This window comes from Fimbriimonadaceae bacterium (assembly GCA_019454125.1).
Lineage (GTDB): Bacteria > Armatimonadota > Fimbriimonadia > Fimbriimonadales > Fimbriimonadaceae > JALHNM01.
Genome location: CP075365.1, coordinates 1,336,774 through 1,353,312, shown reverse-complemented (window position 1 = coordinate 1,353,312; position 16,539 = coordinate 1,336,774). Strand labels below are relative to the sequence as shown.

At 62.0% G+C, this 16,539-nt stretch carries 13 protein-coding genes and 1 other RNA gene; 1 reads left to right on the top strand and 13 read right to left on the bottom strand.

Going from position 1 to position 16,539, the window contains the following annotated elements; all coding sequences use genetic code 11:
- Positions 1-13 precede the first annotated feature (13 nt).
- Positions 14-691 (bottom strand): hypothetical protein, encoded by a 678-nt coding sequence (locus KF733_06660; GenBank protein QYK54690.1) that lies wholly within the window; start codon positions 689-691, stop codon positions 14-16.
- Positions 681-1,151, bottom strand: coding sequence for a sigma-70 family RNA polymerase sigma factor (locus KF733_06655; protein QYK54689.1), 471 nt, complete (start codon positions 1,149-1,151; stop codon positions 681-683). The genes KF733_06660 and KF733_06655 overlap by 11 nt, the downstream gene beginning before the upstream one ends.
- Positions 1,152-1,480: 329 nt before the next feature.
- On the opposite strand from KF733_06655, the gene KF733_06650 reads away from it, so the two are divergent.
- Positions 1,481-2,728 (top strand): NupC/NupG family nucleoside CNT transporter, encoded by a 1,248-nt coding sequence (locus KF733_06650; protein ID QYK54688.1) that lies wholly within the window; start codon positions 1,481-1,483, stop codon positions 2,726-2,728.
- Here KF733_06650 and KF733_06645 read toward each other — a convergent pair.
- The 11 genes from KF733_06645 to KF733_06595 form a co-directional block, all read right to left on the bottom strand.
- On the bottom strand, positions 2,725-4,011 hold the full coding sequence (locus KF733_06645) for a thymidine phosphorylase (protein ID QYK54687.1): 1,287 nt from the start codon (positions 4,009-4,011) through the stop codon (positions 2,725-2,727). The genes KF733_06650 and KF733_06645 overlap by 4 nt on opposite strands.
- Before the next feature lie 22 nt (positions 4,012-4,033).
- Entirely contained in the window at positions 4,034-4,753 is a 720-nt protein-coding gene (gene deoC / locus KF733_06640) for a deoxyribose-phosphate aldolase (protein QYK54686.1), read from the bottom strand.
- 119 nt (positions 4,754-4,872) lie between these two features.
- Positions 4,873-6,135: a phosphoribosylamine--glycine ligase gene (gene purD / locus KF733_06635; protein ID QYK54685.1), complete on the bottom strand. Its 1,263-nt coding sequence runs from the start codon at positions 6,133-6,135 to the stop codon at positions 4,873-4,875.
- Between the two features lie 232 nt (positions 6,136-6,367).
- Positions 6,368-6,961: a recombination mediator RecR gene (gene recR / locus KF733_06630; protein QYK54684.1), complete on the bottom strand. Its 594-nt coding sequence runs from the start codon at positions 6,959-6,961 to the stop codon at positions 6,368-6,370.
- 10 nt (positions 6,962-6,971) lie between these two features.
- Positions 6,972-7,307, bottom strand: coding sequence for a YbaB/EbfC family nucleoid-associated protein (locus KF733_06625; protein QYK54683.1), 336 nt, complete (start codon positions 7,305-7,307; stop codon positions 6,972-6,974).
- Positions 7,304-8,938 carry a DNA polymerase III subunit gamma/tau gene (gene dnaX, locus KF733_06620; protein ID QYK54682.1) on the bottom strand — a complete coding sequence of 545 codons (1,635 nt, stop codon included), beginning with the start codon at positions 8,936-8,938 and terminating at the stop codon, positions 7,304-7,306. Before dnaX ends, KF733_06625 begins: the two co-directional genes overlap by 4 nt.
- A 3-nt stretch (positions 8,939-8,941) precedes the next feature.
- An RNA gene (gene ffs / locus KF733_06615) (signal recognition particle sRNA small type) lies at positions 8,942-9,040 on the bottom strand.
- A gap of 35 nt (positions 9,041-9,075) precedes the next feature.
- Positions 9,076-10,494, bottom strand: coding sequence for a hypothetical protein (locus KF733_06610; protein QYK54681.1), 1,419 nt, complete (start codon positions 10,492-10,494; stop codon positions 9,076-9,078).
- Between the two features lie 10 nt (positions 10,495-10,504).
- Positions 10,505-11,299 (bottom strand): ABC transporter permease, encoded by a 795-nt coding sequence (locus KF733_06605; protein QYK54680.1) that lies wholly within the window; start codon positions 11,297-11,299, stop codon positions 10,505-10,507.
- Entirely contained in the window at positions 11,296-12,261 is a 966-nt protein-coding gene (locus KF733_06600; protein QYK54679.1) for an ABC transporter ATP-binding protein, read from the bottom strand. The genes KF733_06605 and KF733_06600 overlap by 4 nt, the downstream gene beginning before the upstream one ends.
- Positions 12,262-12,443: 182 nt before the next feature.
- On the bottom strand, positions 12,444-16,493 hold the full coding sequence (locus KF733_06595; GenBank protein ID QYK54678.1) for a hypothetical protein: 4,050 nt from the start codon (positions 16,491-16,493) through the stop codon (positions 12,444-12,446).
- Positions 16,494-16,539: the final 46 nt, after the last annotated feature.

Genomic DNA, 16,539 nt, shown 5'->3' with positions numbered 1-16,539 from the left:
GGTACCTGCCCCTTTAGCTCTGGCTTGCGACTTCAGCCGCCGCCTGAAGGGCGACCCGGCGCAGCGTGGGCAAAGACGTGCCCGAGGCTTCGTACACCATGCCGTGGCACCGCCAGGTAATCGAAGTCGATATGTACATGTTAAAGCCGTCAATAGCGACCATTTCGCCCGGCAAACTGCCACCCGAGTCGCGTTGGACGTGCACATGGACCGTGCGCCCATCGACCAGATAATCAAAGCAGGCCCAGTCCTTGCCGCAGTGGACACGCTGGAACTGGCCGAGCCCGGCAAGGGCAGGGACGGGGGCGTTGATCTGGGCGCTACGCCCCGCAAAGTCACGCGCGAGTTGCACGCTTTCCGTGCGGAGTTCCATCACCGCCCCCTGCTCCAAGGGTCGAAGACGCGAGGTCGCAAAGACGGCTATTAGTAAGAACGCGGCTGCAAAAGCGAACACAACGCGCATTCGATTGAGCTGCTCCGGGGCAGAGCGGGTGACTTGGGCGAGACGGGCCTTCAGCTCCTTTTCCGGGACTTCTTCGGCGAGAACCGCCTCGCGGGTCGCTTGCCGCAGACGGCGCAGGGCTGCAAGTTCGGCCCGCGCCGCCGGGTCGGTCCGAAGGAGCGAATCGGCCGCCGTTCGTTCGGCCGCCGTCAAAGTCTCGTCTTCATATGCCTGCCAGTCAGGGCTCAAGCGTTCCTCCCAGCCGTTTTCTGAGTTCGGTGCGGGCTCGAAAGAGCCGGCTTCGGACGGTGCCGATGGGTACGTCCATGGCGATGGCTGCCTCTTCGTAGCTCATTTGCTCGACGTCGCACAACTGCACGGCGAGCCGATAGATTTCGGGCAAGGTCTCAAGTTCGGCAACGATTCGCTCGGCCTCGAGCTTCGTTTCGATCCCGGACCAGAACGGCTGTTCGACGGCGCGGTTCTCGCTGGCGTCGTCCCATTCGACCTCCAGGTTCACGGCTCGCAGGGTGGCGAGGCGCTCGTTCCGCAAAATGCGGATGAGCCAGCTGCGGATATAGCGGCCGTCGAAGCGTTGCCAATTCTGGTAAGCCTTGACGAGGGTGACCTGGACCAAGTCCTCCGCTTCTTCGGCGGATGCGCCAAGTCGGCGGGCCACGCGGTAGAGCACTTTCAGTTCAGAGCTCACTGCCGACTCAAAGTCTCGTACAGGATTCTTAAACATATCCAGCAGACCGCGCGAAGTCCCGGCAGGGGCTCTTCCGCCCATCGTCAAGATCATGGCACCACCTCGAATCGCATTGTCGCCAACCGTAACGCGGCCCCGGGCAGTTGCGTTCCCAGGTTGCCTGGTCAGACCCAGCGTGAGTGCAGGCCCGGCGCTCGGCCGAATGTTTTTGCCGTCCCTTGCGAGAAGCGACGCCGCCGTGCCGACAAAGGGACGGGTGTGTCAAGCTCCCAAGGCACGCTCGCCCGCTCGCCGACGGCGCGTGGGCTCAGCCTAAGGAAACTCATCGCATGGAGCGCTTGATAAGTTTTGGCGGCCTGCTCACGATGCTTCTCATCGCGTGGCTGCTCAGCACCCATCGGACGAAAGTGAGCTGGAGGATCGTGATTGGCGGATTGATCCTCCAATTGGTGTTCGCGATCGTGACGCTGAAGACGGAGCCGGGCCAATGGGCGTTCGCCCGAATGGGGGAGGCGGTGAACACCCTGCTGGGGTTCGTCGATGAAGGCTCGATGTTCATGTTCGGCATCAACCCACGTGACGGCGACCCGGACTTGCCAGCGCGCATTACCTTAATGCGCACCTTTGCCTTCGGAGTGCTTCCCACGATCGTGTTCTTCTCGGCGCTCATGTCGCTTCTTTATCACCTTGGGGTCATGCAGGTCATCGTGAAGGGCTTTGCGGTCCTCATGCAACGGACGTTGGGCACCTCCGGGGCCGAAACCCTGTCGGCCTCGGCCAACATCTTCGTGGGGCAGACCGAGGCGCCGCTGGTGGTCAAGCCATACCTCAATGTCATGACCTCAAGCGAGCTGATGGCGGTCATGGTGGGCGGGTTCGCCACGGTCGCCGGAGGTGTCATGGCGGCTTACGTCAAGTTCGGCGTCAGTGCCGGGCACTTGCTCACGGCGTCGGTTATCTCGGCCCCGGCCGCGCTACTCATCGCAAAAATCATGCAGCCCGAGGTCGATCAACCCAAGACGCTGGGCAAAGTCGAAATGGAGGTCGAACGGATCTCGACCAACCCCATCGAAGCCGTCGCAATCGGCGCGACGGACGGCATGCGATTGGCCGTCAACGTGGGGGCCATGCTGATCGCGTTCATCGCCCTCATCGCCTGCGGCGATTGGATCGTCGGCGCGGTGGGGCAATTGTTCGGCCAACCGGGCTGGACGATCAAGGCGCTTCTGGGTTATCTTTTTGCCCCGTTCGCGCTCTTGATCGGCGTGGACTTCAAAGATGCCTTCGCAGTGGGGCAACTGCTGGGGACCCGCACCGCGCTGAACGAGTTCGTGGCCTATATCGACTTGGGCGAGCTCATGAAGCAGCCCAACGCCTTGTCCGAGCGCAGCCAGATTTTGGCCACTTACGCCCTCTGCGGTTTCTGTAATTTCAGCTCGATCGGCATCCAGATCGGCGGCATTGGGGCGCTCGCGCCAGAACGTCGGAGCGATTTGGCCCGCTTGGGCCTGCGCGCCATGATCGGCGGTACCCTGGCCTGCTTCATGACGGCCTGCATCGCGGGGATTTTGATTTAGCTGCTGATCCGATCGACGATCAAGGGCAGCGGGGGCGCCGCCTGGTCTCCGATCCGCACCGCTGCCTGCATGCGCCGGCAAGCTTCTTCTGCCAAAGCGGAGGGGGCAAAGACGCGGGCCAAGGGCTGCCCGTCCTCAACCCGGTCGCCCACCCGGACCAACATCTCTATCCCAGTGGAAAGATCGAGTTGGTCCCCCATCTTGCGTCTCCCACCGCGCAGCTCGATGACGGCCAGACCCAGTTGCTCCGTGTCGATGGCCGAGACCACGCCCTGGGACGGGCTGCCAACCTCGTGGGCCGAAGCCACCGGTCTCGGTAGTGCCAGATTGCCGCCTTGGGCGGTGACCATCTCCTCGAACTTGGCCAGTGCCGCGCCCGAAGCGATGTGCCCCTGAAGTTGGGCTCTCGCGTCGCCCTGCGAAGCCGCCTTGCCGGTGGCCACCAAGAGCTCTGCTCCCAGGGCCGTCGTCACATCTATCAAATCGCCGGATCCTTCGCCTTGCATGGCGGCGATCGATTCGTCCACTTCCACCGCGTTGCCCACCATGCGGCCCAATGGCTGGTTCATATCGGTCAGCAACGCCACTGTGGTCACGCCCATGCGCTTGCCGGTGGCCACCAGCGAACGAGCGAGGGCACGGGCGTCGTCCAGGGTCTTCATGAATGCGCCGCTTCCAAACTTCACGTCGAGCACCAAAGCCGTGAGGCCCTCGGCGAGTTTCTTGCTCATGATGCTGGCCGTGATGAGCGGAATGCTCGGCACCGTCGCGGTGACGTCGCGCAGCGCGTACAGCTTGCGGTCAGCAGGAACCAGATTCGGTGTGGTCCCCGTGATGACGCAGCCCACATTTTCGGTCAGGTGGCGGATCTCTTCCAGCGAGAGGTCGGTCCGGTAGCCCGGAATGGCTTCCAGTTTGTCGAGCGTGCCGCCGGTCGCGCCCAGGCCCCGACCCGAGAGCATGGGCACTTGCAGGCCGCAGCATGCGAGAAGCGGGGCCAGAATCAGCGACGTTTTGTCGCCCAAGCCGCCCGTCGAATGTTTATCGACTTTGGCCGGGAAGGGCGACTCCCACGTCAACTGCACGCCGCTGTTCAGCATGGCATCGGTCAGCGCGGCTGTTTCGGTGGCGTTCATCCCGCGTAGATAGATCGCCATCGCTAGCGCCGCCATTTGATAGTCGGCGATGTCACCTGAGACATAGCCGTTAATGAAGTCTGTGATTTCTTGCGGTGAAAGTTCACCGTTGTCGCGCTTCTTAGCGATGATTGTTGTGGGCAGCATCGACTTTGTTTACCGCGACTCCTCAGTAGCCGGTGTTCTTGTCCCTTGCATCGGGCTGCAGCGCTTCCGGCGAACTCGTGCCAAACCGCGTTACGCCTAACTCGTACATCCTTTGCGCGGTGGCAAAGTCGCGGACACCACCAGCCGCCTTCACCCTCACAGCAGGGCCGCAATGTTTGCGCATGAGCTCTAAGTCCGACAATGTCGCCCCTAACGCCCTAACCCCGCCGTCAGCCTGTCTCACGAATCCAAAACCGGTGGAAGTCTTGACATAGTCGACGCCCAGCTGGGTGCAGACTTTGCAAAGCGTTATCTTGACCGCGGCGTCCGAAATATAGTCGTTTTCGAAGATGACCTTGAGCACCGCCCCGTGTTCTTTGGCAACGCGTTGCACTGCCGCGATGTCTTGCTCGACGTAAGCCCAATCCCTTGACAAAGCTTTGCCGACATTAATGACCATATCGAGTTCGGTCGCGCCGTCTTGGCAAGCCAGCCGCGCTTCGGCAGCTTTAATGTCGGTGGCGTGCGAGCCGTGGGGAAAACCAATGACGGTCCCCACCCCTACGCCAGTGCCCGTTAGGCATTGCACCGCCTGCTTGACAGCATACGGCTTTATACAGACAGTGGCCACCTTTAACAGCGCCGCCCGCTCGCAACCTTGCTGGAGTTCGGTGTCCGTCAGGGTGGGGTGCAACAGAGCGAAATCGACCATGCCGACGAAGTTCGGCGAGCCTTCGCTCACGGTCTCGCTCCGGCCCGGTCCGTCTTGTGTCGCGTCTGCACCGCATCAGTTTATCCTCGGCGCGTGGCGTGCCGAGGCGTGACGGCCTTCGCCAGGCTTGGCCGCCCAAAGCCCAAAACCTAGCCGAACCCTGCGTCGGCGGCGATGTCGCTTCGGAATGACTTTCCGGAAAAGGAGACTTGCGCCGCGCCTTCGTAAGCGAGGTTTCGAGCTTCGCCCAGTGTCTTTGCCGTACCGGTCACACCAAGGACGCGCCCACCCGCGGTTACGAGGGTTCCGTCGGCGGTTCGGGCAGTGCCCGCGTGGTAGGCAAAAGCCCCTTCCCGCAAGGGCCCGATTTCGACGGGCACCCCCTTCTCATAGGGGCCAGGATAGCCTCCGCTGGCCAGGACCACGGTCACGGCGCAGACGGGCAGAATGGCGACCGGGGGAATCTCTTCGCCGCGGGCGACAGCCAGGATCGCGTCGCAAAAATCATCCGCGAGCCGTGGGAGGACACTTTGGGTCTCGGGGTCCCCGAACCGAACATTGTATTCGAGACAGTAGGGATCCCCGTCCACCGCCATAAGGCCGCTAAATAGCACGCCGCGGTACGAAATCCCCTGACGGGCCAGGTGCTCGACGATCGGTCTGGCGACGCGCTCCTCGGCGGCCTCCAGCAAGCTCTGGGAGACCCAGGGGACGGGCGAGTAAGTGCCCATACCGCCCGTGTTCGGCCCTAAGTCGCCGTCCAGCGCACGCTTGTGATCCTGCGCGATGGGCAGGCTCAGAAGCCGGCCGTCCGAGACCATGGTCAGCAGCGAGAACTCGCGGCCGAGCAACCGGTCCTCGATCACAACGACTCTTCCCGCGTCGCCAAGGTCGCCTTTCCGCATGAACGCGTCGACGGTGGCGAGCGCCTCGTCCAAGGTCTCGGCCACGACAACCCCTTTACCGAGAGCGGCGCCGCTCGCCTTGACGGCGACCTGTCGACCGGCCGCGAAACGGCCCCGGACGTAAGCTTCGGCTTCCCCGGCGTCGGTGAACGAGGCTCCGGCCGCAGTCGGGACACCGGCCTCAGCCATCAACCGCTTCGCGAAGGACTTGCTCCCCTCGAGCTCTGCGGCCCGGGCGCTGGGGCCGAAAACGGCCAATCCAGCAGACCGTAAAGTGTCGGCCAGCCCCGCGATCAAGGGGTCTTCAGGGCCTATGACGACCGCGTCCGGCTCGATTCGGGCGGCGAGCTCGGCGATGCCTCGGAGGTCGTTCGCGGGGACGGGGTGGCACTCGCCCAATTCGGCGATGCCCGGGTTGCCAGGAGCCGCCACGACTTCGGCGCGACGCGCGAGCTTTCGCGCAAGGGCGTGCTCGCGCCCCCCAGAGCCCACCACCAAGAAGCGCACGTCCTCAGGATACTCGCCCAGTTCGCGACTCAGTGTAAGTTCGGGGCGTCTGCATAAATCGACTCAAAACCATCACTTTTTTAGTTTAGAAGTCACAAAGTATGGTTCTCAATCCAATAGCAGGTTGGACGGCATGATTACGGGCCAGTCCCATCGATGCAAAAGAAGAGAAAGCTGATTAGTGCAGCTCAATTAGTGTGTCTTTCCCTGCCGTTCCGGCAGGGTTCCTTTTTTAGATGGGCCGGCGGTACTCGAAGGCGCTGAGAAGAGTCGCGGTGTCCGCATAGTCCAGCTCTCCCCCGACCGGCATTCCGTGCGCAAGGCGCGTCACTGTGACCCCCAGCGGCTTCATGAGTTTGGCCAGGTAGAGCGCGGTCGTGTCACCCTCGACAGTCGGGTTGGTCGCGAGAATGACCTCGTCGATCTCCGCGCGAAGACGCTCGAGCAGTTCGCGCACGCGAATCTGTTCGGGGCCGATCCCGTCCATGGGCGAAAGCAGGCCATGAAGGACGTGATAGGTGCCCTTATACTCGTTAAGCCGCTCCATCGCGGCCACGTCTCGGGGCTCCCCAACGACGCAGATCATGCGCGGGTCGCGGCGCGGATCGCTACAGATCCGGCAAGTCTCCTCCGAGGAGAAGTCCTGGCAGACCTCGCAAAACCGCAGGGACTCGCGCGCGGCGACGAGCGCGTTCGCCAGTGAGCGAACATCGTCCGTCGGCATTTTCAGCGTGTGGTAAGCCAAGCGCTGCGCGGACTTTGGCCCGACGCCGGGAAGGCGCTCCAGCCGCGAGATCAGTTCCGCCAGCGGGCGGGCAAAGTGCATCGGGCGACCGTCAGAGCCCGAGGTTGCCCATTCCAGGCACGTTCGGCATGATTTCCTGGATGCGCGCGTTCCTTAGCTCGGTGGACTTCGCGAAGCCGTCCCTGACGAGCCCGACGATCAGGTCCTCGAGGGCCTCGACGTCATCAGGGTCGACCACGCTCGGATCAATCTTGATCGACTGGATTTCGCCCGCACCGTTGAACACCGCTTTGACCGGGCCCTTGTCGATCTCGACCGTTTCGCCTTGCAGCTCCTGTTCCAGGCTCTGCGCACGAGCCATGGCCTCTTGAGCCTGCTTCAAATACCCGCCAAACCCTTGTCCGCCGAATCCCTTTGGAAGTTTCATTTCTGTTGGTACGTTTCGCCGCCGAGAATCTCGCGAGTGGCTTCGACCAGCGAGTCCCCTTCGAGGATCGATTCTACCGCCGTCTTCTCCACATGGGGCCTCGAAGGTTCCTGGGTCTTCGGCGCGGAGACGAACTCAAGGGCGAAGTCTCCTCCCCCGTGCCGTTGCCAGGCCTCCAAGAGGGCTGGCATCAGCTTGCTATTGCCGCGCACGCCGTCCGCGTCGACCTGGCGGGTGAACTCGATGGTGACGGTTTTCGCGTCTTGCCCGCAGACCCGCGTCGCCATCAGGCGTTCGCGCGCAGTGCGCGAAAGCTCGGAGACGTCGGCGACCACTCGGCGCCACACCGTCTCGATGCCGGTCGGCTCATTGACGACGAGCGGCGGTCCCGCTTCTCTCACCACCGCAGCCGCGGGCGGGGACTCTTTCTTGGCCTCACGCTTTTTCTCGGGCTCTCGGGGCGGTTCTGGCTCCCGCATTTTCGCGCGTTCCACCTTTCGCTCCGCTGCGGCGGGCGGCGCTGGGTTCACGGGCTGCGCGGCTGCCGGTTCCCGCGTCAGGCGGATGATCTCGGCCTCGAGCCAAACCTTAGGGATCGTGACCTCGCGGATTTTCGCGTGCGCCACCGCGAGTTCGCTGCGATAGTGTCCGAGCCTTTCCACGCCGATCGTGCGTGCGGTCGAGGTCATGGCGGCGGAGATGGTCGCGTCCACATGCGTGCCCTCGATCCCGTATGCCGCGAGGGTCAGGTCGCCCAACCGCAGGAGGAGCGACTCCAGAAGCGCCCGCGGATCCCGGCCCAGACGGTAGAGACTGTCGAGCATCGTGATGATCTGCGGCACATCGGCGCCCGCGATCGACCGCAGGAGATTGTCCACGGTCTCGTCCGGCACGAGGCCGAGTTGGTCGTAGACGTGCTGGAGGGTGACCGGTCCGTCGCTCGTCACCATCGCTTGCTCCAGCAAGGTAAGGGCGTCCCGATAGCCTCCGTCGGCCATGCGCGCGATAGCGCCCAGCGCCGCGGTCTCCGCCTCGATCCCCTCCGCCTTGGCGACTGTCTCGAGCCGCTTCACCAGGTCTTGCACGGTGCCCCGGTGGAACTCGTGCCGCTGGCATCGGCTCCGGATCGTGGGCGGAACTTTGCTGTACTCCGTTGTGGCGAGGACGAAGACGACGTGCGACGGCGGCTCTTCGATGGTCTTGAGGAGCGCGTCGAACGCTTTAGTCGAAAGATCGTGGACCTCGTCGATGATGAAGACGCGGTAACGCCCGACCGCGGGCCGATAATCGACCGCCTCGATGATGCTCTCCCGCACCTTGTCCACGCCCGATTCGCTCGCCGCGTCCAGTTCATGGACGTCGAGCGAGTTGCCATTCATTATGCTGAGACAGGTCTCGCAGACGTTGCAGGGTTCGGACACGGGAGAATCTGCGCTCTGGCAGTTCAGCGCTTTGGCGAGCAGACGCGCGGTCGAAGTCTTGCCCGTCCCGCGTGGGCCCGTGAAGAGGTAAGCATGCGCGATCCTCCCGCGGCCGATGGCGTTTTGGATGGTCCGGACGACATGGTCTTGCCCGACTAGGTCGCCGAAGGTCTGGCTCCTATATTTCCGGTAAAGGGCAAGGTCGGGCATGGCAAGTGCCGGGAAGGGTGCGTCGCACAGAGAGACGACTTACCGTTGCTGCCTTCCGGCCCTGGCGGGGTTCACCGTTCTGCTGCCGCGCAGTTCCCGGCCCCTCGATGATAGCACTGTGGGGCCGGGCGGGCGCGTCACTCGTTCGCCGAAATTCCCGGCGCCTTTCCTGGCGTCGAGGGGGCGGACTGGGTCTTGGGTTGCTCCAGAATGCCTGGGACTTTGATCACGCCCTGGTCCACCTGGGTGGGGGCTAGGCCCGCGTAGTTCTTGGTCTGGAAGACAGGAGCGACGTCCTTCCACTCACCGCGGCGCTCGATCTGGTCGCGGCTCACTTCCATGCGAGTGTAAACGACCGGGTTCCCGGGACGCACTTCATTGTTGATGAAGTTCTTATCGGTCATGCCCTCGCCGTTCCAACCGAACTTGTCCTGGATGTAGGCGGGCGCCTGGCGCGGGTTGTAATAGAACTCGATGACGTACTTGTCCGAGGTGAACGGGTACATCGTGCGGTCGCGGCCCATATCGATCGTGCGGTTAAACCTTTGGTTTTTCACGAAGAGCTGGTCCTGCATAAATGTGCGGTCTTTCGGCGGGTCCAGATTGATGTTCTCGCCTTGGTACCACTTCATCCCGGCCGGGATCGCGTTCGGGTAGTCGGCGTCGCGCATCACGACGCGGATCCTGGTTCCCACCGGCAGCACGTTCCACGTTCCGACAATCTTTATCACGCGCGGTTCGATAACGGTCACTTGCGCGCTAAACCCTACATCGAAGGGGGGTTTCGTGTCGTAGTCCCAGGAGGGATAGTATCCTTCCTTCTTCGCTAAGTAACCGCGTTGGGCCATGCGCACGAGCAGGTTGTCGTAGTTCTGCTCGATCGTGTCGCGGTTCTGCATGTTGACGAACTCGTTCGGCGCCTTCTTATAGCGCTCTTGCGATTCTTCGAGCAAGCCGTACAGGTAGTTTGCCGCTTTGTCCACCTCGTTGTTCCGCTGATAAACGTTGTTGAGGAGGTTGCGGCGGGCCGTCATGATATCCTTATGGCCGGCGGCTTGTTCAAACCACTTGACGGCTTCCGGATAGTCGTCCTCGATCTTGTGGTAGTAGAGCCATCCCGTCTCGAAGAAAAGTTCGTAAGTCTGGTCGTTGTTGCGCGCCCCTTCCCTGCCGAGCGCGACCGCACTGGGGATATAGCGCCGGTCCGACCGCGACCCCTCGTCTGTAAAGTTGTACGCAATGTGCCACATTCCGGTGGCATAAACGTCGATCTGGTGCGGGTCTAAACGAGTAACGAGCCAGATCATCGGCAAGACGGCGTCGAAGTTCCCTTCGTCGAAGAACGCGTCCGCGCGCACCCAGAGAATGCCCGCGATGAGCTCGCGAAAACCGGCGAAGGCGAACAGCAACTGGCTCGGGTCCAATCCCGTAAGGTCAGCTCGCAAGGGCGCAAAGTTCTTCTTCCATAAAGGGAAGATGGTCGTGCCTTGCAGCGTGGCCTGCCCCAAGAAGAGGGCAGCCATTGCGGCGATCAGGGGGGCGACTTTCCGTTTCATTCTTCCTTCGTTAGACCTCACGCCGGTCGAAGATCAGGATGCCGGCTATGAGGAGCACGCCGATATACGCTAGCGCGTAACCGACAAGCCCTGCATAGTAAACAGCCTCGCTCTGGATCGCAGTTCCCTGGTTGATCGCCGCATTTTGAACGTTAAAGTTCTGAAAGTTCGGGATCACGAACTGGATGGCCCCGGCTATGCCGCGGACCAAGGGGTTAATGTCCGATCTTTCCGGATCCGCGAATGACTCGAACAACGAGTTGAACACAGAACCTAGGAGGTAGACACCTCCCGAAAGGAAGAAGTTAACGATGGGCGATACGAATGTGGAGAAGAACACTGCGACTGCGGCGAGCAGCGCCATTTGTGCGAAGAACAAGACTGGCACGCGCGCGAGTTCTCCGAGCTGGTCCAGCTGGTTTTGCTTCATTAGCATGAAGACCAGCAACATCGTGCCCGTCATTAGGGCCATCATCAGCCCGAGCGCACCGACCGCGCCCAGGTACTTCCCTACCAAGAACTGCCATCTTTGGACAGGCTTGGAAAGGATGGTGTATATGGTTCTTCGCTCGATCTCGTTCGGGATAAGGTAAACGGTAAGGACAATTGCGATTACTGCGCTTGTGAGCTGGATAACGCCCAGCGTGAGGGCGCGGAGGACGGTTGATTCCTGTCGAGGCGAGAGGGCCTCTAAGCCCGGGGCCACGACGAGGAAAAGGACGCCGATGAGAAGGATGACGAGCAAGACGCGGCGGCGAATCGCCTCACCGAGCGTCGTTCTGGCAATGGATAAGATGACGTTCAAGGCTTCGTGACCTCCTTGTCTTCAAGCATGCTGACCTTTTCTCGACCTTTTACCTTGTCATCGCTGCTGACGGCTTCGAGGAACAAGTCTTCTAGCCGTTTACGCCGCGGAATGACGCTCACGATCTCGCCGCCCGCCGCCTGGACCATAGCAACGACGTCGTTCGGACTCGACGAGTCCGGCATATCCACAATCATGCGGCCGCTGTTGATCGACACCATAGTATGAAGGTCGCGAATCTTGTCCGCAACTTCAGTGGTGCAGTTGTTCGCAGTAATCTCAATACGACCGCCGATCAAGAGCTCTTCGAGCCGCCCTTGGGCGACCACCTCGCCTTTGTTGATGATTGCGACTCGGTCGCAGATACGCTCGACGTCGCTTAGCTCGTGGCTGGAGATAAAGACCGTCTTCCCTTCGTCGCGGAACTGAAGGATAAGGTCTCGGATCTCAATGTGCGCGATGGGGTCGAGGCCGCCGGTCGGTTCGTCCAAGAACAAGAGCTTGGGATCGTTCAGCAAGCTCTGGGCCAGTCCGACACGCTGCTGCATACCCTTTGAGTATTGGCTGATCGGTCGGTTCATGTCGTTCCCCAGGTTTACGCGTGTCAGCAACCGTTTACAGTGGTCGTTGTCGCGAATGCCGAAGAGACTTGCATAAAACTGCATGATCTCGAGGCCCGTCATGTGCTCGTAGTAGTAAGGCTTTTCCGGCAAGTAGCTTAACTCGCGGTGGGCCCTAATGTCGCCGGCCTCGTGTCCAAGCACGAAGGCTTGGCCCGAAGTCTGCTCGATAATGTTCAGCAGAATCTTAATGGTCGTCGTCTTTCCTGCACCGTTGGGGCCGAGAAAGCCGAAGATTTCTCCCGGCTCGACCTGTAGGTTGAGGTTGTCGACGACGTTGACCTGTCCGCTGCGTGACTTATACGTTTTCGTTAGGTTCCGAGTCTCAATGGCAAGGCTCAATCAGGGCCTCCGAAAAATGGCGTGGCGATTATACCGGTGCGGGCGCTTCAGCAGCCCGCACAGTTCCTTCAACGACTTTGGGCGGCACAAAGTGCCGCCGAGAAAGGGACGAGGCTCGCGCTGCAAAGTTCCCGCGCCCCCTCCCGATTGCACTCGAAGAGGGGGCGGGGGCGCGCACGGCGCTAGAAGGAATAGACCCAGGCGGTCCGGTCAGCCTCGTGGCACCAGAGCGTGACGCTCGAGGGCCCGCTTTGCTTGACCGAGTAGCGAGCGCGCATCTTGAGTGTGCCACTCTGGACGTACCGCAGCTTGTTCCCACTGGTCGCGAGCTCGCGCGTCGCCATAGTCGTGGTGACTGTGTCCGTGCGCTTATCCACCGTGTCCCAGTTGTTCGTGGTCCAGTTCCAGAGCTCCAAAGTCTGCAGGAACGAGCCGACATGGACCATGCGCGCCGTCGCTTGTAGCTTCAGGTCGCTGATGAAGGGCAGGGGCGCCGTCCCCTCGATCTGCACTTGGATCGGAGGTACGACTAAGTTCGGCACCAAGAACTTGCACACACGTAACGTGTTGCCGTCGGTCGCGGCAAGACTCGTCAGGTTGCCGGCCGACGTCTTGCCCAGCAGCACTTGGAACGCGTCCGGCACCACCGTCACCGGGCTCCCAATCACGTCCACCTCTTCCTCGCGACGGGGCTGTTGGCGGGTATCTGCCTGGTTGAAGACCGCCAAGGTCTTGACCGTCTTCTTGCCGTTGAGCCGGACATCTGTGGAGCCCGTGAACGTGGCTTGGCCCGTGCCGCGCAGGATGGTCACGGTCGCCGGCAACGAGAGGATAGAGGGATCGCTTGAAACGAGGCGCAAGGTGACGTTGCGGATCGGGTTCCGGTTGATGCGGACCGTGCCCACCGTGTCGTTGCCTGCGACCACCGGATTGGGGTTGTAGCTCAAGCCGGTAATGTCCAGGTTTAAGAGCGTAAGGCTACTCTCAAAGAAGCTCGCCCAGGGATCCGTAACGCGAATCCCGACGGTTTGGTCGCTCGCCGTGTAGGAGGTCGTGCCAACGATGTCGGCACCGCTCGCCCCTTCGGGAACGACGAAGCTGGGCGGCAGTTGGGCAAGGCTCGAGTTGCCCGACAGCGGGCTCAAGGTGAACCCGCCCGTGGGGGCGGCCCGGTTAAGCGTCACCCTGACCGCGAAGTCTTCAGTGTTGTAGACCGAGGTCGGGACAATCTGAATGCGGATGAGGTTCACCGAGTACAGCGTGAACGAGGATTGGATTCCGCTTCCCGGCCGCGAAGCTTGGATCCCTGCGAGGGTGTTCTGCGGGACTTTGCTCGTCGTGACCGTGAAGTAGGCGGCGAGAGCGCCGCTTGGTATGGTCACCTGCTGGGGTGTGGTGACGAAGGGGCTGTTGTCGGCGAGGTTGACGACTGCGCCGGCGGGAGGCGCGCCGCGGTCGATCCTCACGAGCGCCTGGTAGCTGTTGCCGCCGGTGACATCCTGCAGTTCCAGCGCCGTCACGCTGATCTTGCGGACGATGATGGAGTCTTGGGCGGAACCACCGTTCGACGTGGCCGTCACGGTCGTGTTGATGTCCGCCGACGTTTGTTCAGTTTGGACGAAGAGAGTCGCCTGCGTCTGCCCGACCGGGAACGGGATCGACTGGTTCTTGATGGCCGCTTGGCTGTTCGAGCTGACCGAGATCTCAAGGCCGGGGCCCGCAGGCGTGTCGAGCGTAACGAGGAGGTTGGCCGTCTTACCGCCCGTGACCTCCGCGCTGGAGAAAGTTGCGGCCGTCACCCGGGGCTTTGTCGTGCGGAGCGGCATGCGCCACATCCCACGGCCGAAGGTCGCCGCATAGAGATAGCCGTCGCTCACACCAACGTGGGAGACGAGGGCGTTGGGCAGGCCGAGGGGGTTGGTCGCGTTGTACCAGTTGGCCCCTCGGTCGGGAGTGTAGAAGACGCCGATGTCGGTCGCCGCGTACCACTCGCTAACCGGGTTATAAGGGTCGCGGGCAACCCAGTTCACACCGATCTCGGGCAAGGGGTTCGAACCTCCGGCGCCGGAACGGTCATGCCAAGTCGGGTTGACGGAGTTCGCGGCGATGGTCTCCCAAATGCCGCCGCCCGCCCCCGGTGCAAGGTTGTTGCCGGTGCAAACAAGAACGGCGCTCGGCAAATACGGGTTGACGTCGATACACCGGATCGCGGTGTCGAAGGTGTCGATAAAGGTGAAGCCGGCCGATGGGTCGGTGGCGGAATAGAACTTACCGTCGCTGGTGCCGACGTAGGCACCGTCGGTCGCGCTCACGTAGGTGCCGATGGCCGTAATGACCTCACCGGCATCGCTCGCGAGGTGCGTCCGACCGTAGTTCATGTCGTAGAGCCAGAGCCCCGAGCTTTGGTGGCGGTAGACGCGGTGAAGGTACTCGCCGCCGAAATAGAAGGACTCCCTCTTGCCGGGGATGTCCGTCATCGGCCCCATGAAGGCCGTGTCTTCCGAGTTGAACCAAGCCGGCGTCAAGGTTCCAGAATTGCCCCACCCGTCGCGAGTAACCTGGATCCGGTACGTTCGGTTGTCCTTGTCCAGCCCAAAGTTTTGCCAAGTCGTTTGCTGGGTCCCTGGTGCCTGGTCGTCGATGATGCTGTAGGCGCCGTCACCGCCGGAGCGCTGCGCCCAGTTCTGCGGGTCGACGGTGCAGTGTGCCACTCCGTTGTGCCAGATGCCGGTGAGGCAGTAGTTCGGATAAGTGGAGGCGCTGGGGTGGTAGGCGGCGTTCACGTGCTCGGTGAACCGAATGCTCTGGTTCTGGTCGGAAAAGCCCCAGCCCACCGCACCGAGGTAGGTGCCGAAGTAGATGCCTCCGTCGTTTGCGATCAAGCAGCTGTTCTTGAGGGTCGGGTGAGGCTCGATGTTGTGGTAGTCGACGTGGATCAAGCGGGTGTCCGCGGGGCGGCTGATGCGAGTCCAGCCAGAATTCGACGCCTTCTTGGCGTAGAGCTCTACCATTCCGAGCATGAGGATGTCTTCGCCCGTGCCGTTTGCGACCGTGTTCACGCACTCAAACGCGTAGTTGTAGTCTTCTTGGCCCCACTCGATGCCGGAAGTGGAAAGCGCGCTCCAGTTCGTCCCGTTGTCGGTGCTGCGAAGGATGCGGTGGGCGTTTGTTTGCACAACGTAGACCGTGTCCCGTGCGGTTGTCGAAGTCGCGACGGTCAGGATGCCGTTGTCGTACGAAAGGTTCTTAAGCGTGTTCCACGACGTGAAGTTGTCGTCGCTGCGTAGCACATCGTGGGTCGCGGAGTTTGTGGCGTAGATCCACCTCTTCCCGCTGCCGCTGATTCCCGCCCGCAGGGTGGTGAACCCACTGCCGGTGGAAGAGACGATCCGGTTCCAGGTCTGGCCGTAGTTCGTGGACTTCCAGAGCCCGCAACCAGCTGCGTCCATCGTTCCCCGGCCGACCGCCGCGAGGACCACGTTTGGCGCATCCGGACAGACGAGCACATCGGAGACCTCGCAACCCTTCAGGTCATCGGCGTCGAGCGGGTTAGTCCAACTCGAGCCGCCGTCCTGGGTGCGGAAAAGGCCGACGCCGTAACCCCACCAACCGGGATAATCGCCCGAGGCGACATAGACGCGGTTTTCGTTGGTCGGGTCGATCTCGACCGAACTTGCATAGGTGTAGGGCCAGTCGCCGCCGTAGATCGTGAAGCCGGCGCCGCCGTTCGTGGTCTTAGCAGGCCCGCCGGTCGCGCCGACGATCCACCAAGTGTTCGAGTTCTGCGGACTGATGGCGACGTCGTTGCACCGACCGCCGACGAGGCCGCTGACGCCGTTGGAGGCCTCTAGCGCCCTCGGCCCAAAGAAGGTCCAAGCCGTGCCAGGGTAGGCAGGAGTAGCCATCGGCTCCATCGCGTCACGCTGCTTCATGGCCTTGCGAACCCGGGCCGAGTCTATGGTTGCGTTGGGCCATGCGCGCATTCGGAGCATGTAGGAACGCATACCAAAGAACTCTTCTTGCTCTTCAGCCCATTCGTCCTTCTCCTCGTCCCAGAGTCCGGCGGCCTTGCACCGCTCCTCGTACCTTTCAACCTGGGCCAAGTAGTCGTCGATATGCCGCCAGTTGTCCAGTTGCTTAGGGGCCTGGGGCCGTTTGAAGGCAGCAAGTGCGCCGGCGACACCGTCACCCGGTGCCTTGAGCGCCGCCGCCGCGATTAGTGTCGTCAGCATTGTCTTTCCTCTGGGGCGAGGTAGCCCCAACGCACACTTTGGCGAC

Excerpts from the sequence above, each read along its gene's own strand:
- KF733_06645 (QYK54687.1), bottom strand. The coding sequence starts at position 4,011 with ATGCTGCCCACAACAATCATCGCTAAGAAGCGCGACAACGGTGAACTT.
- recR (QYK54684.1), bottom strand. The coding sequence starts at position 6,961 with ATGCACTTTGCCCGCCCGCTGGCGGAACTGATCTCGCGGCTGGAGCGC.
- KF733_06610 (QYK54681.1), bottom strand. The coding sequence starts at position 10,494 with ATGAAACGGAAAGTCGCCCCCCTGATCGCCGCAATGGCTGCCCTCTTC.
- KF733_06650 (QYK54688.1), top strand. The coding sequence starts at position 1,481 with ATGGAGCGCTTGATAAGTTTTGGCGGCCTGCTCACGATGCTTCTCATC.
- KF733_06625 (QYK54683.1), bottom strand. The coding sequence starts at position 7,307 with ATGAAACTTCCAAAGGGATTCGGCGGACAAGGGTTTGGCGGGTATTTG.
- dnaX (QYK54682.1), bottom strand. The coding sequence starts at position 8,938 with ATGCCCGACCTTGCCCTTTACCGGAAATATAGGAGCCAGACCTTCGGC.
- KF733_06595 (QYK54678.1), bottom strand. The coding sequence starts at position 16,493 with ATGCTGACGACACTAATCGCGGCGGCGGCGCTCAAGGCACCGGGTGAC.